General features: G+C 43.8%; 25 protein-coding genes. 7 read left to right on the forward strand and 18 right to left on the reverse strand.

The window, feature by feature from the left end; genetic code table 11:
* Positions 1–16 precede the first annotated feature (16 nt).
* From MUK70_RS22275 to MUK70_RS22295, 5 genes are all read right to left on the reverse strand, one after another.
* Positions 17–973: a PstS family phosphate ABC transporter substrate-binding protein gene (locus MUK70_RS22275; protein WP_234655198.1), complete on the reverse strand. Its 957-nt coding sequence runs from the start codon at positions 971–973 to the stop codon at positions 17–19.
* A 221-nt stretch (positions 974–1,194) separates the two neighbouring features.
* A complete protein-coding gene (locus MUK70_RS22280) occupies positions 1,195–2,019 on the reverse strand; it encodes an energy transducer TonB (protein WP_234603137.1) in 825 nt (274 codons plus the stop codon).
* A 28-nt stretch (positions 2,020–2,047) separates the two neighbouring features.
* Positions 2,048–2,626 carry an ExbD/TolR family protein gene (locus tag MUK70_RS22285; protein ID WP_234655199.1) on the reverse strand — a complete coding sequence of 193 codons (579 nt, stop codon included), beginning with the start codon at positions 2,624–2,626 and terminating at the stop codon, positions 2,048–2,050.
* Positions 2,627–2,662: 36 nt separating this feature from the next.
* The gene (locus tag MUK70_RS22290; RefSeq protein WP_234655200.1) at positions 2,663–3,277 is read right to left on the reverse strand and encodes an ExbD/TolR family protein; all 615 of its coding nucleotides are present in this window, start codon (positions 3,275–3,277) and stop codon (positions 2,663–2,665) included.
* Positions 3,278–3,338: 61 nt separating this feature from the next.
* A complete protein-coding gene (locus tag MUK70_RS22295; RefSeq protein ID WP_234655201.1) occupies positions 3,339–4,178 on the reverse strand; it encodes a MotA/TolQ/ExbB proton channel family protein in 840 nt (279 codons plus the stop codon).
* A gap of 619 nt (positions 4,179–4,797) precedes the next feature.
* On the opposite strand from MUK70_RS22295, the gene gatC reads away from it, so the two are divergent.
* Complete coding sequence (gatC, locus tag MUK70_RS22300; protein WP_234603141.1) at positions 4,798–5,085, forward strand: Asp-tRNA(Asn)/Glu-tRNA(Gln) amidotransferase subunit GatC; 288 nt, start codon at positions 4,798–4,800, stop codon at positions 5,083–5,085.
* 25 nt (positions 5,086–5,110) lie between these two features.
* Here the strand turns inward: gatC and MUK70_RS30985 are convergent, their stop codons facing one another.
* The 4 genes from MUK70_RS30985 to ruvX form a co-directional block, all read right to left on the reverse strand.
* The gene (locus MUK70_RS30985) at positions 5,111–5,317 is read right to left on the reverse strand and encodes a carbon-nitrogen hydrolase family protein (protein ID WP_310590011.1); all 207 of its coding nucleotides are present in this window, start codon (positions 5,315–5,317) and stop codon (positions 5,111–5,113) included.
* Between the two features lie 95 nt (positions 5,318–5,412).
* On the reverse strand, positions 5,413–5,910 hold the full coding sequence (locus tag MUK70_RS30990) for a nitrilase-related carbon-nitrogen hydrolase (protein WP_310590012.1): 498 nt from the start codon (positions 5,908–5,910) through the stop codon (positions 5,413–5,415).
* A 117-nt stretch (positions 5,911–6,027) separates the two neighbouring features.
* A complete protein-coding gene (gene def, locus MUK70_RS22310; protein WP_234655203.1) occupies positions 6,028–6,612 on the reverse strand; it encodes a peptide deformylase in 585 nt (194 codons plus the stop codon).
* Between the two features lie 51 nt (positions 6,613–6,663).
* On the reverse strand, positions 6,664–7,077 hold the full coding sequence (gene ruvX / locus MUK70_RS22315) for a Holliday junction resolvase RuvX (RefSeq protein ID WP_234655204.1): 414 nt from the start codon (positions 7,075–7,077) through the stop codon (positions 6,664–6,666).
* 119 nt (positions 7,078–7,196) lie between these two features.
* Between ruvX and recJ the strand changes: the two genes are divergently transcribed.
* Together recJ and lptB are read left to right on the forward strand one after the other, a co-directional pair.
* Positions 7,197–8,909, forward strand: a complete 1,713-nt coding sequence (gene recJ, locus MUK70_RS22320) for a single-stranded-DNA-specific exonuclease RecJ (protein ID WP_234655205.1) — start codon at positions 7,197–7,199, stop codon at positions 8,907–8,909.
* A 38-nt stretch (positions 8,910–8,947) separates the two neighbouring features.
* On the forward strand, positions 8,948–9,679 hold the full coding sequence (gene lptB / locus MUK70_RS22325) for an LPS export ABC transporter ATP-binding protein (protein WP_234603148.1): 732 nt from the start codon (positions 8,948–8,950) through the stop codon (positions 9,677–9,679).
* Positions 9,680–10,037: 358 nt separating this feature from the next.
* On the opposite strand, the gene MUK70_RS22330 is transcribed toward lptB, so the two are convergent.
* Positions 10,038–10,739, reverse strand: a complete 702-nt coding sequence (locus MUK70_RS22330) for a DUF4488 domain-containing protein (protein WP_234655206.1) — start codon at positions 10,737–10,739, stop codon at positions 10,038–10,040.
* Between the two features lie 69 nt (positions 10,740–10,808).
* Positions 10,809–11,504 carry a DNA repair protein RecO gene (recO, locus tag MUK70_RS22335; RefSeq protein WP_234603152.1) on the reverse strand — a complete coding sequence of 232 codons (696 nt, stop codon included), beginning with the start codon at positions 11,502–11,504 and terminating at the stop codon, positions 10,809–10,811.
* A gap of 229 nt (positions 11,505–11,733) precedes the next feature.
* On the opposite strand from recO, the gene MUK70_RS22340 reads away from it, so the two are divergent.
* Together MUK70_RS22340 and MUK70_RS22345 are read left to right on the forward strand one after the other, a co-directional pair.
* Positions 11,734–13,626, forward strand: a complete 1,893-nt coding sequence (locus MUK70_RS22340) for an amidophosphoribosyltransferase (protein ID WP_234603154.1) — start codon at positions 11,734–11,736, stop codon at positions 13,624–13,626.
* 131 nt (positions 13,627–13,757) lie between these two features.
* Positions 13,758–14,273, forward strand: a complete 516-nt coding sequence (locus MUK70_RS22345; RefSeq protein ID WP_234655207.1) for a DUF6265 family protein — start codon at positions 13,758–13,760, stop codon at positions 14,271–14,273.
* A gap of 53 nt (positions 14,274–14,326) precedes the next feature.
* Here the strand turns inward: MUK70_RS22345 and MUK70_RS22350 are convergent, their stop codons facing one another.
* The 7 genes from MUK70_RS22350 to MUK70_RS22380 form a co-directional block, all read right to left on the reverse strand.
* Positions 14,327–14,773, reverse strand: a complete 447-nt coding sequence (locus MUK70_RS22350; protein ID WP_234655208.1) for a DMT family transporter — start codon at positions 14,771–14,773, stop codon at positions 14,327–14,329.
* A gap of 25 nt (positions 14,774–14,798) precedes the next feature.
* Complete coding sequence (nuoK, locus tag MUK70_RS22355) at positions 14,799–15,110, reverse strand: NADH-quinone oxidoreductase subunit NuoK (protein WP_234655209.1); 312 nt, start codon at positions 15,108–15,110, stop codon at positions 14,799–14,801.
* A complete protein-coding gene (locus MUK70_RS22360; RefSeq protein WP_234655210.1) occupies positions 15,107–15,625 on the reverse strand; it encodes an NADH-quinone oxidoreductase subunit J family protein in 519 nt (172 codons plus the stop codon). Before MUK70_RS22360 ends, nuoK begins: the two co-directional genes overlap by 4 nt.
* 43 nt (positions 15,626–15,668) lie before the next feature.
* Positions 15,669–17,006: a 4Fe-4S binding protein gene (locus tag MUK70_RS22365; RefSeq protein WP_234655211.1), complete on the reverse strand. Its 1,338-nt coding sequence runs from the start codon at positions 17,004–17,006 to the stop codon at positions 15,669–15,671.
* 88 nt (positions 17,007–17,094) lie between these two features.
* Positions 17,095–18,330: a glycosyltransferase family 4 protein gene (locus tag MUK70_RS22370; protein ID WP_234655212.1), complete on the reverse strand. Its 1,236-nt coding sequence runs from the start codon at positions 18,328–18,330 to the stop codon at positions 17,095–17,097.
* The gene (locus MUK70_RS22375; protein ID WP_234655213.1) at positions 18,315–20,138 is read right to left on the reverse strand and encodes an alginate lyase family protein; all 1,824 of its coding nucleotides are present in this window, start codon (positions 20,136–20,138) and stop codon (positions 18,315–18,317) included. Before MUK70_RS22375 ends, MUK70_RS22370 begins: the two co-directional genes overlap by 16 nt.
* Positions 20,135–22,246, reverse strand: a complete 2,112-nt coding sequence (locus MUK70_RS22380; protein ID WP_234655214.1) for a bi-domain-containing oxidoreductase — start codon at positions 22,244–22,246, stop codon at positions 20,135–20,137. Before MUK70_RS22380 ends, MUK70_RS22375 begins: the two co-directional genes overlap by 4 nt.
* A 115-nt stretch (positions 22,247–22,361) precedes the next feature.
* Here MUK70_RS22380 and MUK70_RS22385 point away from each other — a divergent pair, with 115 nt between their 5' ends.
* Positions 22,362–23,519, forward strand: coding sequence for a Gfo/Idh/MocA family protein (locus MUK70_RS22385; protein ID WP_234655215.1), 1,158 nt, complete (start codon positions 22,362–22,364; stop codon positions 23,517–23,519).
* Positions 23,520–23,970: 451 nt separating this feature from the next.
* A complete protein-coding gene (locus tag MUK70_RS22390) occupies positions 23,971–25,899 on the forward strand; it encodes a T9SS type A sorting domain-containing protein (RefSeq protein ID WP_234655216.1) in 1,929 nt (642 codons plus the stop codon).
* Positions 25,900–25,919 lie beyond the last annotated feature (20 nt).

Raw genomic sequence — 25,919 nt, forward strand, 5'->3', positions numbered from 1 at the left:
AGTTGTATTACACTTATTAAAAATTCTTCCCGGTGGTTATTTCAAGCTCCCTCGGGTACATTACTTTCGGCAATAAACCCATTTTCTGGATTATCAAACCTCCCACATCCCGTGCGATGTAAGTCATTAGTCCTCCCCCCAAACCAGAATATCCTTCACGGCTGATGATATATAATTCCCGGTGGAGCGGATATCTTTTAAATTCCAACCCGCCCTGAAAAGGCTGAATGTAGCTGGATATCGAGTCGGGATTTGCTTTTTGCGCAACACCCATCACGTGGATTCCCTTTGAAAGTTCCTCCGATGCCAGCGAATGTCCGTCGCTAATCCAATTCACACCAATAAACCCGAGGTGAAGTGGGTTGGACTTTACATCATTTATTACATTTTCATTGGAACCTGATGAAATTATACGCAAACGTTGAATATCAGTTATTCCAAATTTGTTAAGAACGAAATTAAGGTTGCTTGCATTGGCATTATCAAAAACCAATGTAATTAAGCCTTTCTGATTTCCGCCTTTCAACTGAGACCAGTCAGTGATCTTGCCTTCCAGGATCGCCCTAATTTCCGGTATTGTAATGAGACTATCCGCATTTGCTTTACTAATAACCAATGCAAGGCCGTCTGTTGCGATATGCTGAAACTTGTGAGACCCCTTCTGTTTCTTAATGATCTCCAACTCCTTGTCATTCAGCTGTCTGGTCGAAAAGATGATCCGAGCACTGTCCTGTAAAAACTGCCGGATCGCCTCTTGCTCTGGCTTGTAATTCAATTTGAAGTGCGTATTCGGATAAATACCTTCATATGCATTTGTAAGTGCATCCACCAATGGTTTGAATGATTCGTCCGAGGCAACTGTAATCGTTCCCTGCCTGGGGTTATCAAGATCACCATCAGAATCGCCGCAACCTAGTAAGCTCAGAAACGCTACCGTTGTGCCGAGCATTATTCCGGCTGACCAAAATTTCATAGTTCTTTTTGATTTCTCCTTCTCCAAACCCTGTAACCTCTATAAGCTCCGTACAAAATAAGTGTGCCAGCGAAAGCATTTCTTGCCAGACTACCAACAGGTAACAACCTAAAAGACAAGGAGGAGAGGACTAAAAAGACCCCTCCTCCTATGTATGTCAGAGCCATTAACACAGAGGTTAGATCACCGATCTTCTCATGCAATGGTTTTTCCCTCATGAGTTACTCCAGTTGGAAATTGATTGGCAGGTTGTACTTAACACGAACCGCACGTCCTGATTGCTTACCTGGTTTCCACTTCGGCATTGCTTTCACAACACGGATAGCTTCTTCATCGCAACCAAAACCAAGTCCTTTCAAAACAGCTACATCCTGGATACTTCCATCCGTATTTACTACGAACGACATAAACACCCTTCCTGAAACGTTGGCACGTGAAGCTGCACTTGGGTATTTGATATTTTTACCTAAATACTTGTACATTTCAGCCGTACCACCTGGGAACTCAGGTTGCTGTTCTACAACGGTAAAAACCTTTTCCGGTTCTGGCGCTGCTTCTACAACTGTTCCTTTGCTTGGTGCTGCTACTGCTTCCGGAGCCACAATGATCTCGTTCGCATTAGGATCTCCCTCGATTGTTTTATCCGCAACAACAGCTTCCTTGATTTCTTCTACTGTTGGTGGCGGCACCTCTTCAGGTACTTCTTCATCCTTTTTTACCTCGGGAGGCAAGAACTTCACCGTGTTCACCTTAGGTTGTTCAACCGGTGGTGGTGGTGGTGGCGGCGGTTCTGCCGGGTCAATTGGCGGCGGTGGTATCTTCATTAAATCCACTTCAACCATTGCTACTTCTTCTTCCTCGCCAGCCGACAATTTATTAATAATTGACGGTGTAAACATTGCAAGAACAAAAAGAACAGCTCCGATCAAAGTAGCCTTCGTCACATCAGCACGATATCCCTGACGAAGTGAAAATGCTCCGTACGCCTTATTGCGATCAGCAAACACTATATCATCCAGTGTAGCATTCGGGCCTATTTCTGCCATGGCGCTTTGAATTTGATTTGATTAATAATTATTTAGCTACGATTTTATCACCTAAGAGCTTCTTCTCTGAATCTGTCAAAGTCTCCACAAGTGCATATCTCTTTGATTTGGTAATCGCCATTTCATCCAATACATCAACCATGTTCTTATAGGTTGATACTGGGGTTGGCTTAATTACCACAACAAAAGGATCGTTTCCTTTCTCATCTTTTGGGTTCGCAGCATTGATGCGTTTTGCAGAAGCGAAAATAACACTTCTAAGATCGAACCCGTAACGAGTTGTTTTCATAGATGCTACTGCTTTATCATCATCTGCCGCAATTCCGTCAAGATAATATACATCGTCGTTGGCTCCCATAAACAGGGTCAACACTTTCGACGCTTTCAACGGTTCAGTTTTTTCCTGGTCTTTCTCATCCGTTTTATCAGGCACAGCCAACGTCATGGATGTCGGTTTCGACATTGTCGTTGCTAGCATGAAAAACGTGATAAGCAAGAATCCCAAGTCCACCATTGGAGTCATGTCCACGCGAGTGGACATCTTCTTGGCCCGAACCTTACCGTCACCTTTGCCGTGCCCACCGCCCGATTCTTCAATTGCTGCCATTTTCTCTTCTAATTAAAATGATCCCTTGTATTATAACTAATCGTTTGTGTAGCCGGCAGGCGCTTGTTCGCTACCTGTAATCAGGTTGAACTTGTTGATATTCTGCGACTGTAGATTAGACAAAACATCTTTGAAAACCGGAAACTTCGATAGATTATCACCTTTTAAGGCAATTCTCAACTGATTATCCGCCTTACGTGCAGCATAAACCCAGTCAGCCAACTCGCTTGCTCCTGTGGAATCAACTGGAATACCAGGCTGTTTCACATTCGGCATTTGCTCTTTTGACATATTCAACCAGGGTTTCAACTGATTCAAAGGAAATCCAAAGCTTGTCTGCAATGCAAACTTTGCTTTTTCAGTCTCAGTGAAAGTGATTCCTTTTGACTGGCCAATGTTTTCAAGCATTGCTGCTCTCACTGGTTTTGCATCTACTCCAAAGAATACTTTGCCCGCCTTGTCAATACTAATGACCATAATGTGATCATCCGGAACTTTAATCTGCGAAATGGAAGAGGGGGTTGTAATCTCCGCTTCATTCGACTTAAAAGTTGCCGTCATGATAAAGAACGTCAATAGTAAGAACGCTACGTCAGTCATCGCTGTCATATCCGTATGCGGCGCATGCTTCTTAGGTCTTACCTTTCCCATAGCAAATATATAAGTTTTTTGTATATTAACGAAACTTCCATATTAATAGTTCAAAAAACTATTAATAATGTGTAGCAAAGTTTGATTGAAGGCTTAGGCCGATTTCATCAATGCTATAAGTAAGGTCGTCAACACGGCTGTTCAAGTAAGCGTATGAGATAGTAGCGATTGCAGAAGTACCGATACCAAGTGCCGTATTAATAAGGGCCTCAGAGATACCTGTTGCAAGTGCAGCTGAGTCAGGAGAACCTGATGTACCAAGTGCCGCGAACGCTTTAATCATACCGATTACCGTTCCAAGAAGTGCAAGAAGTGTAGATGCACCCGCAAGTGTTGCGATAATGGTAAGGTTTTTCTGCAACATAGGAAGTTCAAGCGTTGTAGCTTCTTCGATTTCCTTCTGAAGCGCTGCAAGTTTTTGCTCTTTGTCAAGGGCAGTCTCAGTAGTCAACTGCTTATATTTAAGAAGTCCTGCTTTGATAACATTACCAACAGAACCTTTTTGTCTGTCACATTCTTTAATTGCTTCTTCGATTTGGTTTTTGTCAAGAAGACCTCTCAGCTTCACAACGAATGAATCGATGCTTCCAGAACCTTGCGCTTTGTTCAAAGTGATCAAACGCTCGATTGTAAATGTTAACACGATCAGGAAACAAGTCATCAAAATTGGTACGATAGGACCTCCTTTGTAAACGATTCCGTAGTAATCACCATCGATTGGGCCTTTTGCGTGATCGCCATCTTTAAAGTGCTCGGGAGCTCCTAACACGAAAATGTAAACAACTAATGCAATCGCAAATAATAGAGGGATTACCAATGCCGGGTTCAAACCGCCTTTGCCTTTTGTTGCTGCCGCAGCAGGCTTGGGAGCTGGTGCCGGACTTGTAGCTTTCTTTTCCATCAGACTTACTTTTAAAGGTTAAATTGAGATTTTGGTTGTGAATTAAATAAAACTTTTGGTTAAAACTGGATTTGGTAAAATAAAATTTTGACCGCGTTTTGGATAATAGCCTTCTACAAAAGTATGAGTTTTCCTTTTAAAAAAAAGCAAGCATTTCGTCAGTTTTTTTCTCAGAATTTTTGACATAGCCCGTAGAAATTGCATATTTTAAAGAAACCCGGACATTCAATTTTCTTAATTATTCTAGATTTTGTGCTGATTAAGAATCATATGCAACCCAGATTCAAATTTATACATAATTGTACTCTTTACAATAATCTCTGCTAACATGTTTTTCAAAGTGCCCTGTTGTATTTCAAAATATTTCAACAATCCCTTAGAAAAGCAAATATTATTTTTCTCCTACTATTAGCTAAACAACAATTTTAAAATTCGGATAACCCACATTTTACGCTGCACGGCAAATTTTACTAAAACAACAGAAACAAGAGACCGGCTTCGGTAATGCTTCCCACACCTTTCTGAATAATTTGCCACCAGGGAAAATAGAGTCGCAAAAATCAGGTAATTTTGACATCCGTTTTAATCCCCAACGGTAACTTAACAAATTCATAACATCATGAAAATCGACAAGGAGTCTCTTAAAAAAATAGCCCACCTGGCGCGTTTAGAAATAAAACCGGAGGAAGAAGAGGGCATTCTCAAGAGCATGGACTCCGTTTTGACATGGATGGAGCAGCTGAATGAAGTGGATACCGAGGGCGTCGAACCTCTGACTCATATCCTTAGTGAAGTCAATAACTGGCGTGAAGATGTAGGCGTAAATTCACTGAGCCGTGAAGAGGCGCTTGCCAATGCACCTGCTAAAAACACGTCCTATATAATGGTCCCCAAAGTAATTGAGTAACGAATAGGACACTTTGTCCCTCCTGTCACCACTTTATCTGAAACTCATCCGCATCGGCCAATGCTGGAAATACGATGCGATATTCATGCAGGTCCGCTTTGCTGAAAGTGATGATCTTCTCGGTTTCAGCATTAGTCAACATGCTCAGCGGTTCGCCCAAATAATCGAGCGCAACGGAATCTCCCTGGTAAGTAAGCCCATTAGGATCAGAACCAATGCGGTTTACCCCCAACTACATAACTCTGGTTTTCAATCGCACGGGCCCTTAATAATGTATTCCAGGCATGTGCGCGCCTGGCGGGCCAGTTTGCTACATATATAAGAAGGTCATAAGGATCGGAAGCAATGTTGCGGGCTCCACACCGGAAAACGAAGATCATAGCAAACCAGCGGGCAGATTTTCCAGCCTTTGTAGTCAATGATCAGCCTAGATTTCCCGGGCGTATAAGTAAGATCCTCTTGTCCGAAGCTAAAAAGGTGTTTCTTATCATTAAATGTATAGGAGCCATCGGGGTCGACGCACATCAGGCGGTTGTAGTATTTGCCTTCCTCTTTCACTGCAATGCTTCCTACGATCAGGGCTTTGTTTTTTACAGCCATTTGCTTCATCCAGCGCGTGGTGGTGTAATTCATAGGCTCGGCCGCGGCAGTGTTCATTGTAAATCCGGAATTAAACATTTCGGGCAAAACAATGATATCAGCCGGCTCACTCAGTCCGGCTATTTTTTCTTCCAGTGACGCGAGGTTCGCAGTTGCATCTTCCCAAAACAGGTCGGTTTGAATTAAAGCGACCGCTAATGTTTGCGTTTGCTGGGCTGCATGCATGGTGAGAGCTTTAATGAGTGAATGAGTGGATGAGTGGATGAGTGAATAATGAAGACAAAACTTAATGAGTGAATAAATTTGTCAGCAACGAAGCCATGCCCATTCACTCATTCACAATTATTTCCGTCCTGGAAAACGCATGCGGTAATCTGCGTCTACATTTCCTTTTGTAATGTCGGCCAGTTTCTTTTTGATAAACTGCTTTTTCAATGTTGGCAGATAATCCACGAAGAGTTTGCCTAATAAATGGTCATATTCGTGCTGAATGATTCGGGCGGCCATTCCTGTATATTCTTCGGTATATTCATTCCAATCCGTATCCCGGTAACGGATTTTGACGCGTTCGGGACGATATACATCACCGCGGATGCCTGGAATACTCAGACAGCCTTCTTCAAACGCCCATTCCTTGCCATCCTCTTCCAGGATTTCAGGATTAATGAATGTTTTTTTGAAATCAACCAATGAAAGATCCGGCTCGTCGTCGTCCTCGTCATCTTTTTCACTGAACGGCGTTGCGTCCACTACGAAAACACGGATATTCATGCCGATCTGCGGTGCCGCCAACCCTACCCCATTCGCACCATGCATGGTCTCAAACATATCTTCCGAAAGTTTTTTCAGATCAAGCTGGTCTTTTTCTATGAATTGGGTGGCTTTCCTCAGGATCGGATCTCCGTATGCTACGATGGGATAAATCATTGTAATGCTTCTTTATTCGTTTTAATATAATGTACCTATTTATATGCCTGCTTATCTTCTGCCTTCCATATATGACTGAAGAATGATCGTGGCACTTATTTTATCAATGTTGCCCTTTTCCCGCCGGTCGCTCTTTTTTGATCCTGACGCAATCATGGATTGCAAGGCCATGGATGAAGTGAACCTTTCATCGTGTGTGTGCACCGGGATTTCCGGAAATGTTTTTTTCAAGACTTTGATAAATGCGGTTACCCGGGCTGCATTTTCGCTCTCAGTGTTATCAAGTCTCTTGGGCATTCCTACTACAAATGCTTCGATCGGCTCAATGGCTGCGTATTTTTTCAAAAACTCCGTTAGATCATGCGTCCTGACCGTATCCAGGGCAGTTGCAATGATCTGTAAGGGATCTGTGACAGCAATACCGGTGCGTTTGGCACCGTAATCAATAGCCAAAAGACGCGGCATTTATCTTAAAGAATGTTAATTGCTTGCAAAGATAAGACCTTTCAATTAGCTTTTCCTGATTGTGCGGCACGAGAATAGATTTTGATACGCGCATCACAGAATCCGATTATCTTTGTTTCATGATTGAAAAGCGCTGGATACACAACCCTGAATTTACCCCTGAACAAACACACATTGTCCTGGAACTGGCTGAATCGTTAAAAGTAAGCCCTTCGCTCGCAACCCTTTTAGTGCAACGCGGAATCCTTGATTTTGAACAATCCCGAACCTTCTTCCGCCCTGACCTTTCGCATTTGCATGATCCGTTTTTAATGAAGGACATGTATGCGGCTGTTAGCAGGCTCAATGACGCCATCAGAAATGGTGAGAAAATATTGGTCTATGGAGATTATGATGTGGACGGCACCACTTCCGTCGCATTGTTCTACGGTTTTTTGAAGAAAATTTACCCAAATCTTGATTACTACATTCCCGACCGCTACGAAGAAGGTTACGGCGTTTCCTGGCAAAGCATTGACTGGGCGCATGAAAACGGCTTTTCACTGATCGTAACATTGGATTGCGGGGTCAAATCAGTGGACAAAGTGACTGCTGCAAAGGAAAGAGGCATCGACTTCATCATCTGCGATCACCATCGCCCGGGTTCTGAATTACCGCCAGCCATTGCAGTGCTCGACCCCAAAAGGGACGATTGCGAATATCCATACAAAGAACTGACTGGCTGCGGTGTAGGATTCAAATTGCTGCAGGCATTCTGCCTCGATAATGAAATTGATCCCGCAGGTTTGTTCGATCAGCTGGATCTGCTGGTGATCAGCATTGCTTCGGATATTGTGCCCATTACGGGCGAAAACCGGATTTTGGCTTATTATGGTTTACAAAGATTAAATGCTGCGCCAAGGTGCGGTGTTAAGGCGCTGATCGAGATCGCCGGGCTTAATGGTGTGCTGGACATTACAAATGTTGTTTTCGGTTTGGGCCCTCGGATCAATGCGGCTGGCAGGATCAAACATGCAAAAGAAGCGGTGAGGCTTTTACTTTGTGAAGAGCATGAAGAAGCAGCCGATTTTGCTCAGGAAATTAACAAACATAACAGCGAGCGAAGAACTTTCGATACCAGCATTACGGAACAGGCACTTTTCATGATCGAAAACGACGACTGGTTTACGACTGCGAAAAGCACTGTGTTATATAAGGAAGACTGGCACAAAGGCGTGATCGGGATTGTGGCTAGCCGGTGCATTGAAAAATACCACCGTCCTACCATTATATTAACCCAGTCACACGGAAAAGCAGCGGGATCGGCGCGGTCGGTTCCTGGTTTTGATGTATATGAAGCCATTGAGGAATGTGCGGATCTTTTGGAACAATATGGAGGGCACACGTTTGCGGCCGGGCTAACTTTGCCTTTACAAAATGTAGAAGCATTCAAAACGCGTTTCAACGACATTGTAAGCAGCCGAATCTTGCCGGATCAGCTGATCCCGATGATCAACATTGATATGCTTTTGGAACTGGAATTGATTACGCCTAAGTTTTACAACATTCTCAGGCAAATGGGCCCTTTTGGTCCCGGAAACATGACACCGATCTTCGAATCCCGCAATGTTTCACTCGCAGGGCGGCCTACGATCATGAAAGAGAAGCACCTCAAATTCGATGTAAAGCAAAATAATTCAGGAGTATTTACGGCCATCGGGTTTGGTATGGCGCACTTTTATCCTGATTTGATTAACGGAAGGCCGTTTTCGATTGCCTACTGCCTGGAAGAAAATAACTTCCGCGATAAAAAAACGTTACAACTGTCTTTGAAAGACATTAAACTGCTGTGAGCGGGATTCCCTCTCAGATTTGAAATAGAAATAAAACGATGATACTAAGAACCGAAAACCTTGTAAAAAAATACGGGGTTCGTCTTGTCAACAATAATGTAAGCTATCAGGTTGAGCAGGGCGAAATTGTAGGTTTGCTGGGCCCGAATGGTGCCGGTAAAACCACCTCTTTTTACATGGCCGTAGGATTGGTGAAACCCAATAGCGGAAAAGTTTTCCTGGACGATAAGGACATTACAAGCCTTCCTATGTACAAGCGCGCGCGCCTGGGGCTGGGCTATCTGGCGCAGGAAGCTTCTGTTTTCCGGTCACTAACTGTGGAGGAGAACATTCGTGCTGTGCTGGAAATGACCGACTTATCCCGCCACGACCAGAAACAAAAAGTGGAAGAGCTTCTCGAAGAATTTCACCTGACACACGTACGCAAAAGCAAAGGAATGGTGCTATCGGGAGGTGAACGCCGCCGGACAGAAATCGCCCGTTCGCTCGCAGTAGACCCTAAATTTATTCTGCTAGACGAACCATTCGCCGGCGTTGACCCGATTGCGGTGGAGGACATTCAGAGCATTGTTGCCAAATTGAAACACAAAAATATTGGCATCCTCATCACCGATCACAATGTAAATGAGACGCTTTCCATTACAGATCGCGCTTATTTGTTGTTTGAAGGAAAAATATTAAAACAAGGAAGTGCGGAGGAGTTGGCAGAGGACGAAGTGGTAAGGCGCGTTTACCTAGGCCAAAATTTTGAACTGAAGCGTAAAATCTAGAAAACATTAGACATAGAAAAGGGAACGCTTCACGGCATTCCCTCTCTTACAATTATTCACCATGAACTGTTTGGGCTCTTTTCAGATCCCGCAGTTATTATTTTTTAGGGCACTTTTTACAGTGTTTACCTTTCTTTTTATATTTTTCACAGCACTTTTTGAACACACATTCGGTATTCCCGCTGAATGATTTCATCCAAGTTACTTCTCCAACTGCACAGTCCGCAGGATCATTCAATGTAAAAGCGCTCATCGTTTGCAATTAATCTGTAACAAATGTAATCGCTATTTAGAATGATTCAAACAAATGCAAAAAAATTATTTTGAATAAATCTAAATTATAGCTTCTCGGAATGGCTTATTGGATCTTTTCCCAAATCTCGTGAACGGGTTTTCCGTCGCTGCTTTTCCCGCTATGGTCCCAGCGGCCGTTTTCCAATTTGTGATTAAATGACAACGATGCCCCTACGCGATTGTTATTCTTGGAGAAGAACTGGATTTTCTCTGTGTACTTTCCATCTTTAACCGTGTAAGTACCACCACCTGTTGCATAAAAGCCCTTAACCGCTGGATCGATTGCGAACCATTGAAATCTGGTCGCAGATAGTAATTTCAGTGTTTTCCGGGTTCCTTCCTGATGAATCTTAACGAGCTCCCCTTGCTCACCGGCCTTCTCGGTAATGTGCCATGCGCCCGCCATTGGTGAAGAAGTTGCGTCGTCCACACGCATCCACACCATGGCTTCCTCATATTTTAATGTCAGAATATCATCCTTCACAGTCACTGTAAATACGATAGGTATACCAATCTTTAATGAGTCCGCAGAATTGAATTCCGGTGTATAAGTCATCTGGTCGCCATTTATTGTAAACGGCCCGCCTTCTGTTCTCTCGAAATATTTATTACCAATACTATAGGAAGCAATAACGAGGTAATTATCCGCAACAATGAGCGTTGATGCGCTTCCGGTTGGCTCCTGGGATTTCCATGCGCCCTTGGGCACCTGCGCGAATCCGATTAAGGAAGCAAAAACAAGTGTGGCTGTCAGTAAATGTTTCATTGGTTGTTTGTTTTTAATTTATCAATATACGTTATCAAAATTATGCCACCATTTTCCTGGCTTGAGGCACTATTTCAAAACCTCGCGTAAAACTTCAAGGGATTTAATCTCACCCAATGCTTCCATGTGTATTTTATAGAAAAAGAGCAATTTTTCTAAAATCATTATTCTGCGTTTTCGATCCAGAGACACATTTAGCCCATAATGCTGGGTGAGCAGTTGCATTGTTGCATTTCTTTCAATGGCATCGGGCAAATGTGGGAAATGATTATTTTTCAGCTCGCTTTCCAGATCTTCCACAGTCTCTATCCCAAAACCTAAAAAAGAAGCCAGCTGAACTAAAAACTGAATGTGGAAATTTTCATAAGCGCTTTCGGCCAGATCCAGATATGTGACGGATTCTTCAATAAATTCAAAAAGAATTGGATTACTTTCCTCTTCTTTTAAAGTTTTGCCCAGCATTTCCGTAACAAAAAGCGCCAGACTGGATTTAACAACGTCGTATGGTAAACTTTGAAATGGCTGGTAACATTTCATCTCAGAAATCCGGTGGATCGTATCTTCTTTACTTTTATGATAAACGACCATATCCAGCAAAGTAAGCGGCTGAAAAAGAGCGATCCGGTTATTCCGCGACTTGCTGCTTCTTACACCATTTACTATATAAGTCTGAATGCCAAAGGCTTCCGTGTAAATCTTGGCGATGATCGACGATTCACGGTAACGGATGTAACTTAAAGCAACCCCTCGCGTTTTGTGTAACATATTTTATATTAGCTGGCCTTTTGACCAAAAATAGTTATCTTTCCATTAAAGAATTGCACTTAAAACCGGCTTGTAAAATTCGGAGAAATTTGAAATTTTTTAAGCCAAAGGATTTGTACCTTTGCGACGCAAAACGAACTTTATTAGAACATAAAATCGTTAAGTTATTATTCAGGGAATACAATTTGCACACAGCAAATATTAATATTTCTAACGCATAACTCTTCATATGAGCGACGCCATTAAGCATGAGTGCGGCATAGCACTTATCCGTCTTAGAAAGCCTTATCAATACTACATCGACAAGTACGAGACACCGCTATACGCAGTCCACAAGCTTTCGGTAATGATGGAAAAACAGGTAAACCGGGGACAAGACGGAGCCGGAGTAGCCAATATCAAGATAGATGTCCCGCCCGGGAAAAGATACATCAGCAGATACAGATCCGTAGAACCTCAGCCACTTACGGATATTTTTTCCAAAATTCACAAGAAATTTCGCAAGGGCTTAAAGAACCACAGAGACCGCTCCCATGATGGTAAATGGTTGCAGGAAAATCTGGCGTTTACAGGCGAGGTTTGGCTGGGTCACTTGCGTTACGGAACACACGGTTCCAATGAAGTTGAGAATTGCCACCCGATGCTGCGCCAGAGCAACTGGAGAAGCCGCAACCTGGTCATGGCAGGGAATTTCAACATGACCAACGTGGACGAACTTTTCGGAAAACTGGTATCATTGGGACAGCATCCAAAAGAAAAAGTGGATACTGTAACCGTAATGGAGAAAATAGGACATTTCCTGGATGAGGAAAACCAGAGAGTGTTCGAACGCTTCAAAGGAATTTACGAAAATCCAACACTTTCCGACGTTATAGAAGAGAATATCGACCTGCCGCGACTGCTTTACAGGTCGTGCCGGGACTTTGACGGAGGTTATGCGATGTGCGGGTTGACAGGTTATGGCGCGTCATTCGTGATTCGCGATCCGGCCGGAATTCGTCCGGCATTCTATTATGCAGATGACGAGGTGGTTGTGGTTGCATCTGAGAAACAGGCGATTAAGGCTGCTTTTAATGTGGATTACAATCAGATTCAGGAAATTACGCCAGGCTCAGCATTGATTGTTGATAAAAATGGTGAATACAATGAATTCCCAATCTTGCCGCAGTTAGAAAAACGCTCTTGCAGCTTCGAAAGGATTTATTTCTCACGTGGAACTGATCCAGACATTTACAACGAACGCAAACAACTAGGCAAGCTTTTAATCCCGCAGATTCTTAAAGAAGTCAATTACGATCTCGAAAATACGATCTTCTCTTACATTCCAAATACGGCCGAAACTGCGTTTTTGGGTATGATAGAGGGTTTGGAAGAATATTTGGCAAAAAAACGCAAGCAGGCCATCATGGAAGGCATTTTATTCGAAGCCGACCTCGAAAAAGTGCTTTCGTTCAGGCCGAGAATTGAAAAACTGGTTACCAAAGACGTTAAATCGCGGACATTTATTACGGCTGATGCTTTGCGTGACGATATGGTTTCCAGTGTTTACGATACAACTTTCGAGGTTGTGCGCAAGAATATAGATACGGTTGTCATTATCGACGATTCCATTGTGCGCGGCACTACGCTTGAAAAGAGCATTCTGACGATGCTCGACCGGTTGAGTCCTAAGAAAATCGTTGTAGCATCGTCCGCTCCACAAATCCGTTTCCCTGATTGTTATGGCATTGATATGTCGAAAATGAAGGACTTCGTTGCTTTCCGTGCTGTGCTGAAATTGCTGGAAGAGCGTGATCTGGAATATTTGCTGGAAGATACTTACATGCACAGTGTGACTTCTATTGCAACCAAAAATCCATATCACACCAACTTTGTAAAAGCACTGTATGAGCCTTTTACGGATCAGGAAATTTCAAATAAAATTGCTGAGATCATTCGTCCGAAAGACTTGAATGCCGAGCTTTCGGTTGTGTTCCAAACGGTTGACAACTTGCATAAAGCTTGTCCGCAGCATTTGGGAGACTGGTATTTCACAGGAAACTATCCAACACTGGGCGGAAATAAAGTAGTTAATAAAGCATTTGCAAATTCCCATGAAGGAAAATTAGAGAGAGCTTATTAATTAAAATATCCATATGAAGAGAGCCGTTGCACATTTGCAGCGGCTCTTTTTTTGTAATTCAGGCAATTTTATAGAAATTGGCACGCTCAGGAGCTCTTTGATCTCCCATTTATTTTAAAACCTAAATCCTAATGATCCGATTTACCAAAACGACATTGCTGAAAGCCTGCTCTCTATTTGTAGCATTTTGCTTGTTAACAACTTTCGCAGAAGCACAAACTGCCACCGGAACGCTGAATGACCTCAGTTTTCTGGAAGGCCACTGGAAAGGCACTTACAACGGCGGACCTATCGAAGCCGGCTGGACAGCTCCCGAAGGAAGCAACATTATGGGTTACATTCGTATGATTAAGGATGACAAACCGGCTTTGTATGAGGTGTTTGCATTTGAACAAGGCGAAAAAGGGCCGATTGCAAGAGTAAAACATTTCAAGCCCGGTCTGATTGCGCTGGAAGAGAAAAATGTTTCAGACACTTACAATTTCATTGAAGCGAAGAAAAATCAGGCATTATTTGAAAAAGATGATGTTTCTGTGCGGATCATTTACGAAAGACGCTCGCAAAACCAACTGGTCATTCAACGCGGCAAAATGGAGGATAACAAATGGGTGTTTATGGACCTGTTTGTTTTTACCCGGGTTCCGTAATTATATGACTTCTGTCTTAATGAAAGCGATCCGGGAAAACGGGTCGCTTTTTTTTAGTTTTTGAGGATCAAATAAACGCCCGCAACGAGTAAAATGGCGCCTGCAATGCGCGGTAATGTGATCTGATGCACCGCAAATCCTTGCAAACCAAAATGGTCAATGGTTATGGCTGCGATCATCTGACCAGCAACGACCAGACAAATCATATTTGCCGGGCCGATGTTTCTCACAATAAACACAACCGTGAGCACATAAAAAGCGCCCAGGACGCCGCCCATAAAGCGTGTCCATGAGATTTGCTTAATGTCTGAAATACTGGGAACCGGGCTTTGATTAAAGCAGGCGAAAGCGATCAGTAAGATCATAAAACCTACAAAAAACGAGGTTAAGGCCGCTAGGATAGGGTTATTCAAGGATTCGCGCAACTGTACATTTACGCCGGACTGCACTGCATTGCTAATGCCAATCAGGAATGCCAGAAACAGGAAAATCCAATGCATGAAAATAGTTGTTTCTAATAAAAGCTTATTTTTTCAATTGATCTACTTCGTCCGGGTCAACGGTCTGATAATGACCATAAACACGCAAAATAATGGCAAGCGCAATGGTAACCTCAGCTGCCGCAACCACGATAACAAAAAGCGCAAACAACTGACCACTAAGCCTTTCCGGATCGTAACGACTGAATGCTACCAGGTTAATGTTAACTGCATTTAACATTAACTCAATCCCCAGCAAAATCCCGATAAAGTGGCGTTTGGTAATGGCAATAGCAAGCCCAATGCAGAACAATGCGGCCGCAACAATCAGATAGTGATGAATTGGAATGTAAGTCATGGTGCCGGATTGCGGTTCATTGCGAGATATGCAGCGCCAACCAAGGCAACCAGAAGTAAAATGGCAGTGATTTCAAAGGGCAACAAATGACTCGTCATCAACTCCACGCCAATCGTTTTAATAGTAGATCTGCTACTGATAGAATCACCGGCCATTTTGAAATTGGCCGAGTAAATAATCTTGATCAAGAAAACGAAAAAGCCCGCACCAAGCAAAAACCCCCAAACTCCCCGGCCAAACAATATTTCAACGCGGTTATGATGCTGTGGATCATCGTTCTTCTTCTTTTGGGTAAGCATAATCCCAAAGATCAACAGCACCAGAATACCGCCAACGTAAATCATGATTTGTGTTACACCCAGAAAATCCGCACCTGCTAAAACATACAACGCAGCAACACCTAAAAAAGCCAAAAACAATGCAAAAGCACCATAAATAAGGTTCTTTGAGAATAGAATGAAAAGCGCGGCCATGATCGCGAAGAATGAAAATCCATAAAATGCTGCAACTTCCATATTATTAATGCTCACACTATAATTCAAAAAATCAAGCCCGAAGTTATTCTTTGGGTTTCGGTTTCATTGTCGGCCGAAACGCAGGTTTGGGCTTCGCCTCTGGTTCGGGAGTGATTTCTGCTTTTGGCTCCTCAATGTCTGCATTTTCAATTTCCGGCAAAGCCTTAGGCTTCATCGTTGGCCGAAACGCGGGTTTGGGCTTTGCTTCCGGTTCGGGAATAATCTCTGCTTTTGGCTGCTCAATGTCTGCATTTTCGATTTCCGGCAAAGCCTTGGGCTTCATCGTTGGCCGAAACGCAGGTTTGGGCTTCACTTCCTGTTGTATTTCAGGCGTAGGCTGCTCCGGTTCGGTCACTATCTCTTTGGGCTCGTCAATTGTCTTTTCTGCTGCCACAACCGGCGGCCTCATTTTTGGCTTAAAGATCGGTTTTGCGGCTGCGGGTTTTGCTGGTTCTGCCGCGGCAGCTTCCTCACTAACAGGGGGTTCCGCTTTAACAGGAATTTCCGCTTTTTCCTCCGACACAACTTTCGGCTTCATCGAAGGTTTGAAAGGCAGTCTGGGCCCAGGTTTGGGCACCTCTTCTGTTTTCGCTTCAATAATTTCTTCTGCCTTTGCTTCCGGCACTTCTTCCTTAGCTACAACAGGAACTGGTTTTTTTGGCAGGAAAACCGGTCGTGCAGGTTTTGCTACGGGAGTTTCCTCCTTAGCCTCTTCTTTGGTCTCAGTTTCCTGCACTTTCGGCTTCATACCCGGCCTAAATACAGGCTTGGGCGGGCTTGCAGCCGGTTGCTCCGCGGTAACAACTGGCTTGGGAGCTGCTTTCAATGCTTCTTTTTCTTTTTGAAATTGTTCAAGCAGACGACGCTTTTCGTCAGCTTCTTCGGGCGTGAGACTGGCGTAATTGTAAACCATATCCCGCACATCCAACTCACTGTAATCGAACGTCTTAGTCATAGTGAGACATTCCGTCGGGCACACAGTCGTGCAAAGTCCGCAATAACAGCACTTGGCCATATCAATGTCAAACTTCGCTGCATACAATCGGATCGGCGACCCATCCGACGCTTTACCAACCTCCTCAATCGCCCTGATCGGCTCAATTTCTATGCAGTCCACCGGGCAAACTTTCACACATTTGTCACAGACGATGCAATCATCTATTTCATTATGCAAGCGATAACGGCCATTATCGGGAATCGGGATCGTTTCCTGCGGATATTGGATGGTGACCATTCCTTCTTGTCCGCCGAAAAAATCATCGGAACGGATATCCACCATCTTGCGTCGCCTTCTTGCATTCCACAAATGGCGCAACGTCAACCGCATGCCGGTCACCGTCGTGCTGATTCCTTCCGATATGTTTTTAAAATACGTGGACAAACCGATCTTTGAATTAAAAGCTGATTCCAGCCTAGGACAAATATAGAGTAAACAGATTTTTAAACCGTATTTTTCGACCAAAACATCCCTATTCCAACAGCTTCTGAATGTTTTTTAAATATTCCCTGGCTAGAAATTCCCTGTCAAAATGCTCCCTCGCATAGGCGTGACCATTACTTCCGTGACGTAATGCGCGTGCTGGATTTTTAAGGTAAATCAAAATTTTCTCCGCGAAATCCTTCGGATTTTCCGGTTCTACAAACATTCCTGCATCCGCTGCTTCAACCAGTTCACGCGAAACGCCATCGATAGCAAGCAAAACGGGCTTCCTACAAGCAAAATAGTCAAAGGTTTTGTTGCTATAAACCGTTTTGAACACATCTGTTTTCATTAAAACCGAAGCCCCCGCGTCCGCCGCCAGAATGTATTTGAAAACATTAGCCTTTGAAACCGTGTCCTTAAAGCGAACATTATTCAGGTTCCGTCTTTTCGTTTCTTCCATTAAATATGCTTTTTCGGCTCCGTCCCCAATCAGCATGAAATGTGCAGCAGTATTTTGAAGCAATTCGGCAGTTTCAATGATCTGGATCAAATGATTGGCCATGCCGTGCGCGCCCACATAAATAACAACGAAGCGACCTTCCCATCCAAGTTCTTTGCGGAGTATATTCCTGTCAAATGTTCGGCTAACCTCATCCGAGAGCTTGAAATCAGAAGCATTCGGAATCAGCCACAATTTACCCGGGTTAATCCTCTTTTGTTCAATTAAAGTTGTTTCGAAAGCAGGTGTGAGCACATTAATAGCTTTTGCTTTTTTATATAAAAATCTTTCCAACCAGAAAGCAGCGCGTATAAAGGTTTTATTTTGCAAAACACCCGTTTCAATCGCAGATTCAGGCCATAAGTCCCTGATTTCTAAAACAAAATCGACCCCTTTAATCCATGAAATAAGCAACCCGGCAACACCCGCAAACAATGGCGGAGAAGTGCAAAGCACGATGTCATATTTATCCCTGGCGTAAAACAGGCAGCCCCAAACTGCCGAGAACAGAAAGGAAAACTGAGCGAAAACCCGACTCAAAAACTGACCATCAGAGGAATTGGAAACATAACATCGAACAACTTTCACCCCATCCCGATTAGTTTGCTTCAAAAAATAACGTCCTCCATTATAATCCGATGTCACATGCATATAATGTCCCATTCCAGCCAAAACCGTTACTGTATGTCCTTCTTCGATCCATATCCGGCTCATTTCATTCCACCGCGAGCCTCCGCCAGCTTGATCTTCCAGGAAATATTGGTGAATCAAGAGAATGTGCATGGGTTTTGTAAAGATTGCTTTTCCTTAATGATCGTTTTTATGTAATTTCCGAAAGAAGAAAAGACCAGCCTGCGGCACGCAACTTTCTTCATGTAAGTCTCAGAATACCAGCCCTCTGTTTCTATATAATCGAGTTTAGATCCTTCATTATCCTCAGCCATAATTTGATAATGCTCAAAAAACTCCGGATGCGGATGCCAGATCTGATGCATGGGAAGATGATTGGGCCGGTTGTCAATGCGGTCTTCAACAATCCAATGCTGCGTATTTTTCGACTTCACAACGCGTCGACAATGTTTTATTCCTTTCCCTAACTGATAAAAACCTTCAAATTCGGCGTCGATCTGAAATGAGTCTGTATCTTGTTTTACCGACCCTTTCGCATTTTTGATCCAGTTATACCACATGAAACGAGGACCTTTTTTAATTTGGTCAAAATCACCCAGCATCACCGTGTTGTGTGAGGCAGTCCCTGAAAAATATTCTGTCCATTTCTCATCTGTATTATAGGAGTAGGATCCGGCATCGCGCATAATGTTCATGCCATTCGCCCAAATATCCAGATGCAGGTTATCCGCCTGGAATGGCCGGTTTTTGTATGCTCCGCAGCGCAGGAAAGTCATCGTATTTTCATCACGAAATATATAGTAACCGCCATTTTTGAAAAAGGATAAGGGTGCAGGCCTTAACTCCATGATCTGCAAAGATCTGCTTAGTGCTTCAAGTTGCGGACGAAAATCACGGAAGTGCTGCTCCGTTAACGGGAATAACAATGCGCCATCATTGTTTCCATAATTGGGTAACCAGCCGGTAACATTGTCCTGGCAGCTTCGCAAGAAATGAAGTGATTTTTCAGCACGTTCATACACAACATCATTCCATTTCTCCTCATTGAGCCGGGCCATATCGATCGCCAGTGTCAGCAACTGCACGGCCACGCGATGATAGTTCATTGAAAATTGCAGAAATGTGCCGTCATCGTAGATTTGATAAGCGATTTCTTGTTCAAACCACTGCTTGCCATTCTGCTTCCAGCGACTGCTTTCGGGAAAGACAGGGAAGCACCACCCAATCACATAAAGCGCTAATGTCTCCGTCAGTGCATGATTATTCCGAACAACAGCGCGCGAAAAATTCATGTTCTGCTCCACATGCAGCATTTGCTGACGAATGCTGTTAAGAATTTTACTGAACAATTCGTCTGTAAGCGTGTCAGAACTTTTGTAATAATGCAATGCAAAAGTCCAGTTAAGCACCCGCAACGCAATTTCCTGCCCGCAAATCCAATTAGGCCCGCGATTTACCGGATTTTTTTCAATCCAATCGTTGATGAAAGAAAAGACAACCCCGGATTGGTCGACTTGGAAATGTAAATCGAAACGAATGAGATCATACAAAAAGCAAAATCGCGATTTTTCCCAAACATATTTAATGTCGCCGGCTTGCCTGGAAAGCGTTGGAATCCTGCTCCAATGCATTGTTTTGTTGTAAGTAAATCCATTTTCAGGGTTTGTATGCCAATCGGAAACGGAATGCCATTTATCATGGAAAAATAAAAACCGGTTTTGCCAAATGTGTTCAACGCGTTCCTGCACGCCTTGTAATGCCGGATTTCTTTCCAAATTCAACAGGGCCGGACCCAGTGCAAAATGAATGCTTTGGCGTAACCATTCATCTTTTGAGAAGTGTGGCGAGTTTTTTCCAGAGACCGGAAAACGAAGGATTAGCAATCCTGTTCTGACTTGGATTTCGTGCCAAAAGCGGAAAAGGGCATATCGCAAACCCATATCTCTCAGAAACCGGATCATATGTTAATCCACGTTTTCTGCTTTAAACTTTTCAAAGCTGCTAAGCTAGCCTCCGTCGTATTTATGACTTCCTCGAATGGAACTGGCGGCTTTCCGCCAGTTTTTACAAAATCCAGCAATGACTCAAATGCTTTCTGATGCCCTTTGTCCTGGCTCGTTTTAAAGCTGGAAAAGTGCTTGAATCCGTAACCGCGCAAAGTTTTGAAATTATCAAGGATCAGAGTCCTGCCGCAAGCATGGACTTCGACGCGTTCCTTCGGGTAATCGATATGACCGTTGGAAAAATAATTGACGACACCCGTTGAGCCATTTTCGCATTTGAGCGTGATGATCGCGTTGTCAGTCGTCTCTGTCGGATCTTGTCCCATCGCGTTCATACAAACCGACACAATCCTGCTTCCTGCCAGGAAAGAAATCAGATCAATAAAATGACAGGCTTCTCCGAGAATCCTGCCGCCGCCCACTTCCCGGCTATGAATCCACGAATTTTGTGGCACAAAACCGGCATTAACGCTTACGCTGATATTCATCTGAGCATCTCCCAGCAGGTTTTTCATTTTCTGTATATGACAAGAAAAGCGCCTGTTAAAGCCAACTGTGACCGATACATTTGCCGGATTTTCATGCTGAAAAACGTCAACAAGTTCATTCAATTCATTCTCGTAAATGGCCATAGGCTTCTCGACAAACACATGCTTTCCAGCTTTTATCGCCTCACAAGCCATTTGCGAATGAAGGTTATGCCGTGTAGTAATGATTACCAGGTCGACTTCCGGATCATTTATAATGTCATGATAATCAGTTCCAAAATAGGCAATGTGATATTTTTGAGCGAGGCTGGCAGCAGATAATCCGTTCGCGCTGACGATGTGCTTTATAGACGCGTTTTTCAGCAGCGGAAGCAATGTTGCAGAAGTGTAATGCCCGGCTCCCACAATGCCGATCACTCCTTTTGTTCCTGAAAAACATCGTTGGAATAATGGAATTGATCTTGTTGCTGAGCATGTTTCAGGATAATCAAGGATTACGGCAATGTGTTTTTGATCATTCAGTTTTGCGTAGGCATTTCTGAAATCGGCCAGTGGAAGAATTTCTCCCGTGAGATAGGAAGGATCAAACGATCCATTTGACATTAAGTTAAGTACAGCCTGCAAATTCCGATTCTCTGTCCAACGCACATAGGCCTGCGGATAATCGGCCCCTTTCTGCTCATAATCAGGATCATAACGCCCCGGCCCATAGGAAGATGAAACCTGAAATGTCAGCTCTTTCTCATAAAAATCTGAACGGCGGAGCCGAAGATCGGCAGTCCCTATTAATATAATCTTACCCCGTTTTCGGGAGATATTTGTTGCTAAGGATAATATTTGATCAGACTGAGAAGTGGTGGCAATGATTACCGCATCTGCTCCGAAGCCATTGGTCAGATCAGCCACATAATGTTCAGGGTTAAGTAAATCCGGATTAAGAGCCGCGAAACCTCTTGAAATGGCCACATTGAGCCTTTCTTCATTGGTCTCCATGCCAATCACATTGCATCCGCTGATTTTCAGCAATTCGGCAGTTAACATTCCAATAAGCCCGAGTCCGATCACGACAACCGTTTCTCCAAGCGAAGGCGCGATTAACCTGATCGCATTCAACGCAATTGAAGCCATTACAGTAAACACGGCCGTTTGTTCAGGAACATCGGATGGAATTTTTGCGACCAAATTTCTCGGCACAAGCACCATTTCTGCATGTGGCCCGTTGCTCACGACCCGATCACCAATTTGAATGTCTTCCACCCCTTCACCGATTTCAACAACGCGGCCCACGTTGCAGTAACCCAACGGAATGGGCTGATCGAGCCTTTGAGAAATATTACGGATTGTCGGAAAAAGACCGTTAGACTTCGCCTTTTGGTAAGCAAACCAAAATTTGTCGGGTGCTAACCTTGCCTTTTGAAATGGATTAGCCATGGAAAAACGGATCAGTGCATTTTCCGTTCCGGGAGAAATCAGGCTTTTGTGCGTTTGGATCAGCACATGACCCGGCTGGATAATGGGAGGTGGGACTTCCCGCAACGAGGTTTCCCCCGTTCGCAGGTTTTGCGTGAGCTGCTTCATAAATATAGTGTGTTATTGAGTGCGGGAAATTACAATGTTAAAAGCAATAACAAAATTTTAATATTTTTGATCATTACAATTCAAGCAAAAAATGCAAATCCAGCTTAATTAAAGCATGAAAAAACTGAATATTGGCATCGTAGGTTATAAGTTCATGGGCCGTGCGCACAGCAACGCCTGGAAAAAAGCACCGCAATTTTTTGATATGCCAGCCATGCCTGCCTTAAAAGCAGCATGCGGCAGACATGAAAGTTCATTAAAAGAATTTGCAGATAAATGGGGCTGGGAGGAAACGGAAACGGACTGGAAAAAGCTCGTTGCCAGGCCTGACATCGACATTATAGACGTCGCGTTGCCTCAGCAGTTACATTACGAGGTAGCACTCGCAGCCGCAAAGGAAGGCAAGCATATTTTCTGCGAAAAACCGCTTTCCATGAACAGCAAACAGGCTGAGGAAATGTTGAAAGCGTGCGAGGATAACAAAGTGAAGCATTATCTGAACCACAATTACAGGAGGACGCCTGCTGTTTCTTTCGCAAAAAAAATGATCGAAGATGATAAGATCGGGCGTATTTTTCATTGGCGCTGCGCTTATCAGCAAGACTGGATCATCGACCCGAATTTCCCGTTAACCTGGCAGCTGCAAAAAGAATATGCCCAGGCCGGCCCCCAATGGGACCTCAATTCCCATGCTGTTGATCTGGCACATTATCTTGTGGGCGACATAGCGAGCGTGTCTTCCTTAACCACGAATTTTATCAAAACACGCCCAGTGGTGGAAGGCGGCGGAACAACCGGCAATCTCACGGCTGGCGAAGTCGGGACTGAAATGGGTGATGTGACTGTTGAAGACGCCGCGCTCATGATGGTGATGTTTCAGAATGGGGCGATTGGCTCATTTGAAGCTACGCGTTTCGCGGCCGGACGGAAAAACAGACTGTCTTTTGAGATTTACGGAAGCAAAGGCAGCCTTTGTTTTGACCTGGAAAGAATGAATGAGCTGCAATATTTTTCGAGGGAAGATGAAAGCGGGCAGCAAGGCTTCCGGACCATTTTGACAACCGAGGCTGCGCATCCATATGCAGGAAACTGGTGGCCCGCAGGACACATTATTGGTTATGAACATTCGTTTGTGCACGCAGTTGTGGATTTCGTGACCGCCATTGAAAACGATACGCAGATCAAACCTGACTTTTCAGATGGTTTAAAGATCATTAAGGTCTTGGAAGCCGGCCTGGAATCAGCCGCATCCAAACGCCAGGTTGATTTATAAAGAACATTTAAGGCCACCTTTAACAATTTAAAATACGACTACGTATATATCTTATCGTTCGTTAAAGGTGGCTTTGAAACTTTGCTTGTTGACATAATAAGCTTTTCGTCACCCGTTTATTCATTTATCCTACCGTTTAATAATTGGCTTGCCCAGACTTCGCCTGAAAAACGATCTTCGTGCGCTCACCTGATACACAACTCAACTAACGGAAACATCCCCTGCACTGCAATTGCAGCATAAATGGAAGAATGATCGGATTTGCTTCGATTATTATCAATTATTCCTACTCAGCTAGCCTTAAATCGCTGACAACTAACGCACAAGTATAAAGCGTTTACTTGATACTTAACTATTTGAGGGAGAATGACATTCTATGATCATCAAGGTCTGAATCAAGTATAATATGACATTTAGATTAAACCATTTAGAATAAAACACTTTTCGCACTATGAAAACAATACTACAAATACTGGGACTGCTTTTCGCAAATTTGACTGGATTTGCACAATGGAGTACGGATCCTACACAAGGCAATCTAATCCGCCAGGGATCAAACACGATAGAGGACTTTACCCTTCACACAGATAATAATGGCGGAACGTTCCTGGTCTGGGAGGATTGGCGAACATTCGGGCCTAATATCTACGTACAACGCATCACTGCCGAAGGGTTGCCTAAATGGGACGAAAATGAAGGTCACATCGTTCGTCCGATGCAGGGGAATGAAGAAATGATTGCATCTATCGCTGACATTGGATCGACAAGTGATGGAAACGGAAATGCCATCATCGCATGGTCAGACGACCGAGATGGTTCCCAAGTCTATGTCCAGAAGATTAATGGCACCGGTGAAGTGCAGTGGCAAACCGGTGGACAAAGCATTTGTACCAACTGCGCTTCTGCTAATAGAGTAAGGATCATAAGTGACGGGAGTGGCGGAGCTATCATTGCATGGAATGGCGAAAAAGCTTTCGGTGAAGCTAATGAAGTTTATATTCAACGGATCAATGAAAACGGTGTAAGCCAGTGGCAAAGCAATGGCATTAAAGTCACGCAGAGTGAAGAGTATGGTAATGATTTTTTAAATATTGTTAGCGATGAAAATGGCGGTGCAATAATAACATGGGAACAAAACCTAGATGTGCCCTATATGTCAGGTCCCGGTCCAATGCTCGCACAACGTTTTGATCAGAATGGCAATGCACTTTGGAACGCTGATGGGGTTGTTATGGGCATTATTACTCCTGGCATACAACAACAACCCAGTTCTGTTACGGATGGCAATGGTGGAATAATAACAGTTTGGTATGACGTTCGTAATGCTTCCGGAAATTTGTATGCACAGAGAATTAATTCGGATGGACAACTTCAATGGACTCTTGGAGGACTGCCTGTATGTACTGCAAATGAGAATCAGATTTATCCTCTTATTGTCACCGATACGCAGGGAGGGGCAATCATCGCCTGGCAGGATCAAAGAAACGGCACTTCCAACAATGACATTTACGCTCAACGGATAAATGCGAGCGGCCAAGCTCAATGGACAGCCGACGGAATACCAGTGTGTGCGCAATCTTCTGATCAACTCAGTCCACACATGACTCCTGATGGTGAGGGTGGGGCTGTCATCTGTTGGAATGACTCTCGAAATGCTTCGGCTGTTTATAACAACTTAGACGTATATGCGCAGCGTCTGAACAGCTCAGGAGCTTTAATGTGGGAAAGTAATGGCGCCCCGGTTAGCATTGGAGAGGAAAGACAGGTGAGTGTTGCGATCACCACTGATGATAATGGAGGCTTTGTTATTATCTGGCTTAGGGATGCCAGTATATTCGCATCTCGCCTTAGCAAAGATGGCTTGCTTCCTGTTACACTCATTTCCTTTAATGTTCATAAAGAAAATACCAATGCAGTTTTAACATGGACAACCAGTCAGGAAACCAATAACAAGGGTTTTGAAATCGAACGCAGTGCCGATGGAAAGCATTTTGAAAAGATTGGGTTTATCAACCCATATAGCAGTGGCTCAGATACAACGCAAAACTATCAGTTTTTGGACACAAGCCCCCTGGCAGGCTCAAACTACTACCGCCTGAAACAGCTCGATCACGACGGAAAGTTTGCTTACAGCAAGATGGTTCATGTTAACCATCTCAGGACTTTCCAGATATCCGTCTATCCAAATCCTACGATTGGTGATCTTTTCGTTGAAACAGAGCACGTTAGTGGACGCCTACAAGTCATAGATATGCTTGGTCGCACTGTTCTTGACAAGCGCGTAGTTAAGCCCAGGACACATATTAATGTTAAGGATTTATCACCTGGAATGTATATCATCAAGGGAGGTGCTTTAAGTCAGGTTTTTGTGAAGCAATAGGTGTCATAGGTTTGCTAATC

The organism is Dyadobacter chenwenxiniae, from assembly GCF_022869785.1.
GTDB classification, from domain to species: domain Bacteria; phylum Bacteroidota; class Bacteroidia; order Cytophagales; family Spirosomataceae; genus Dyadobacter; species Dyadobacter chenwenxiniae.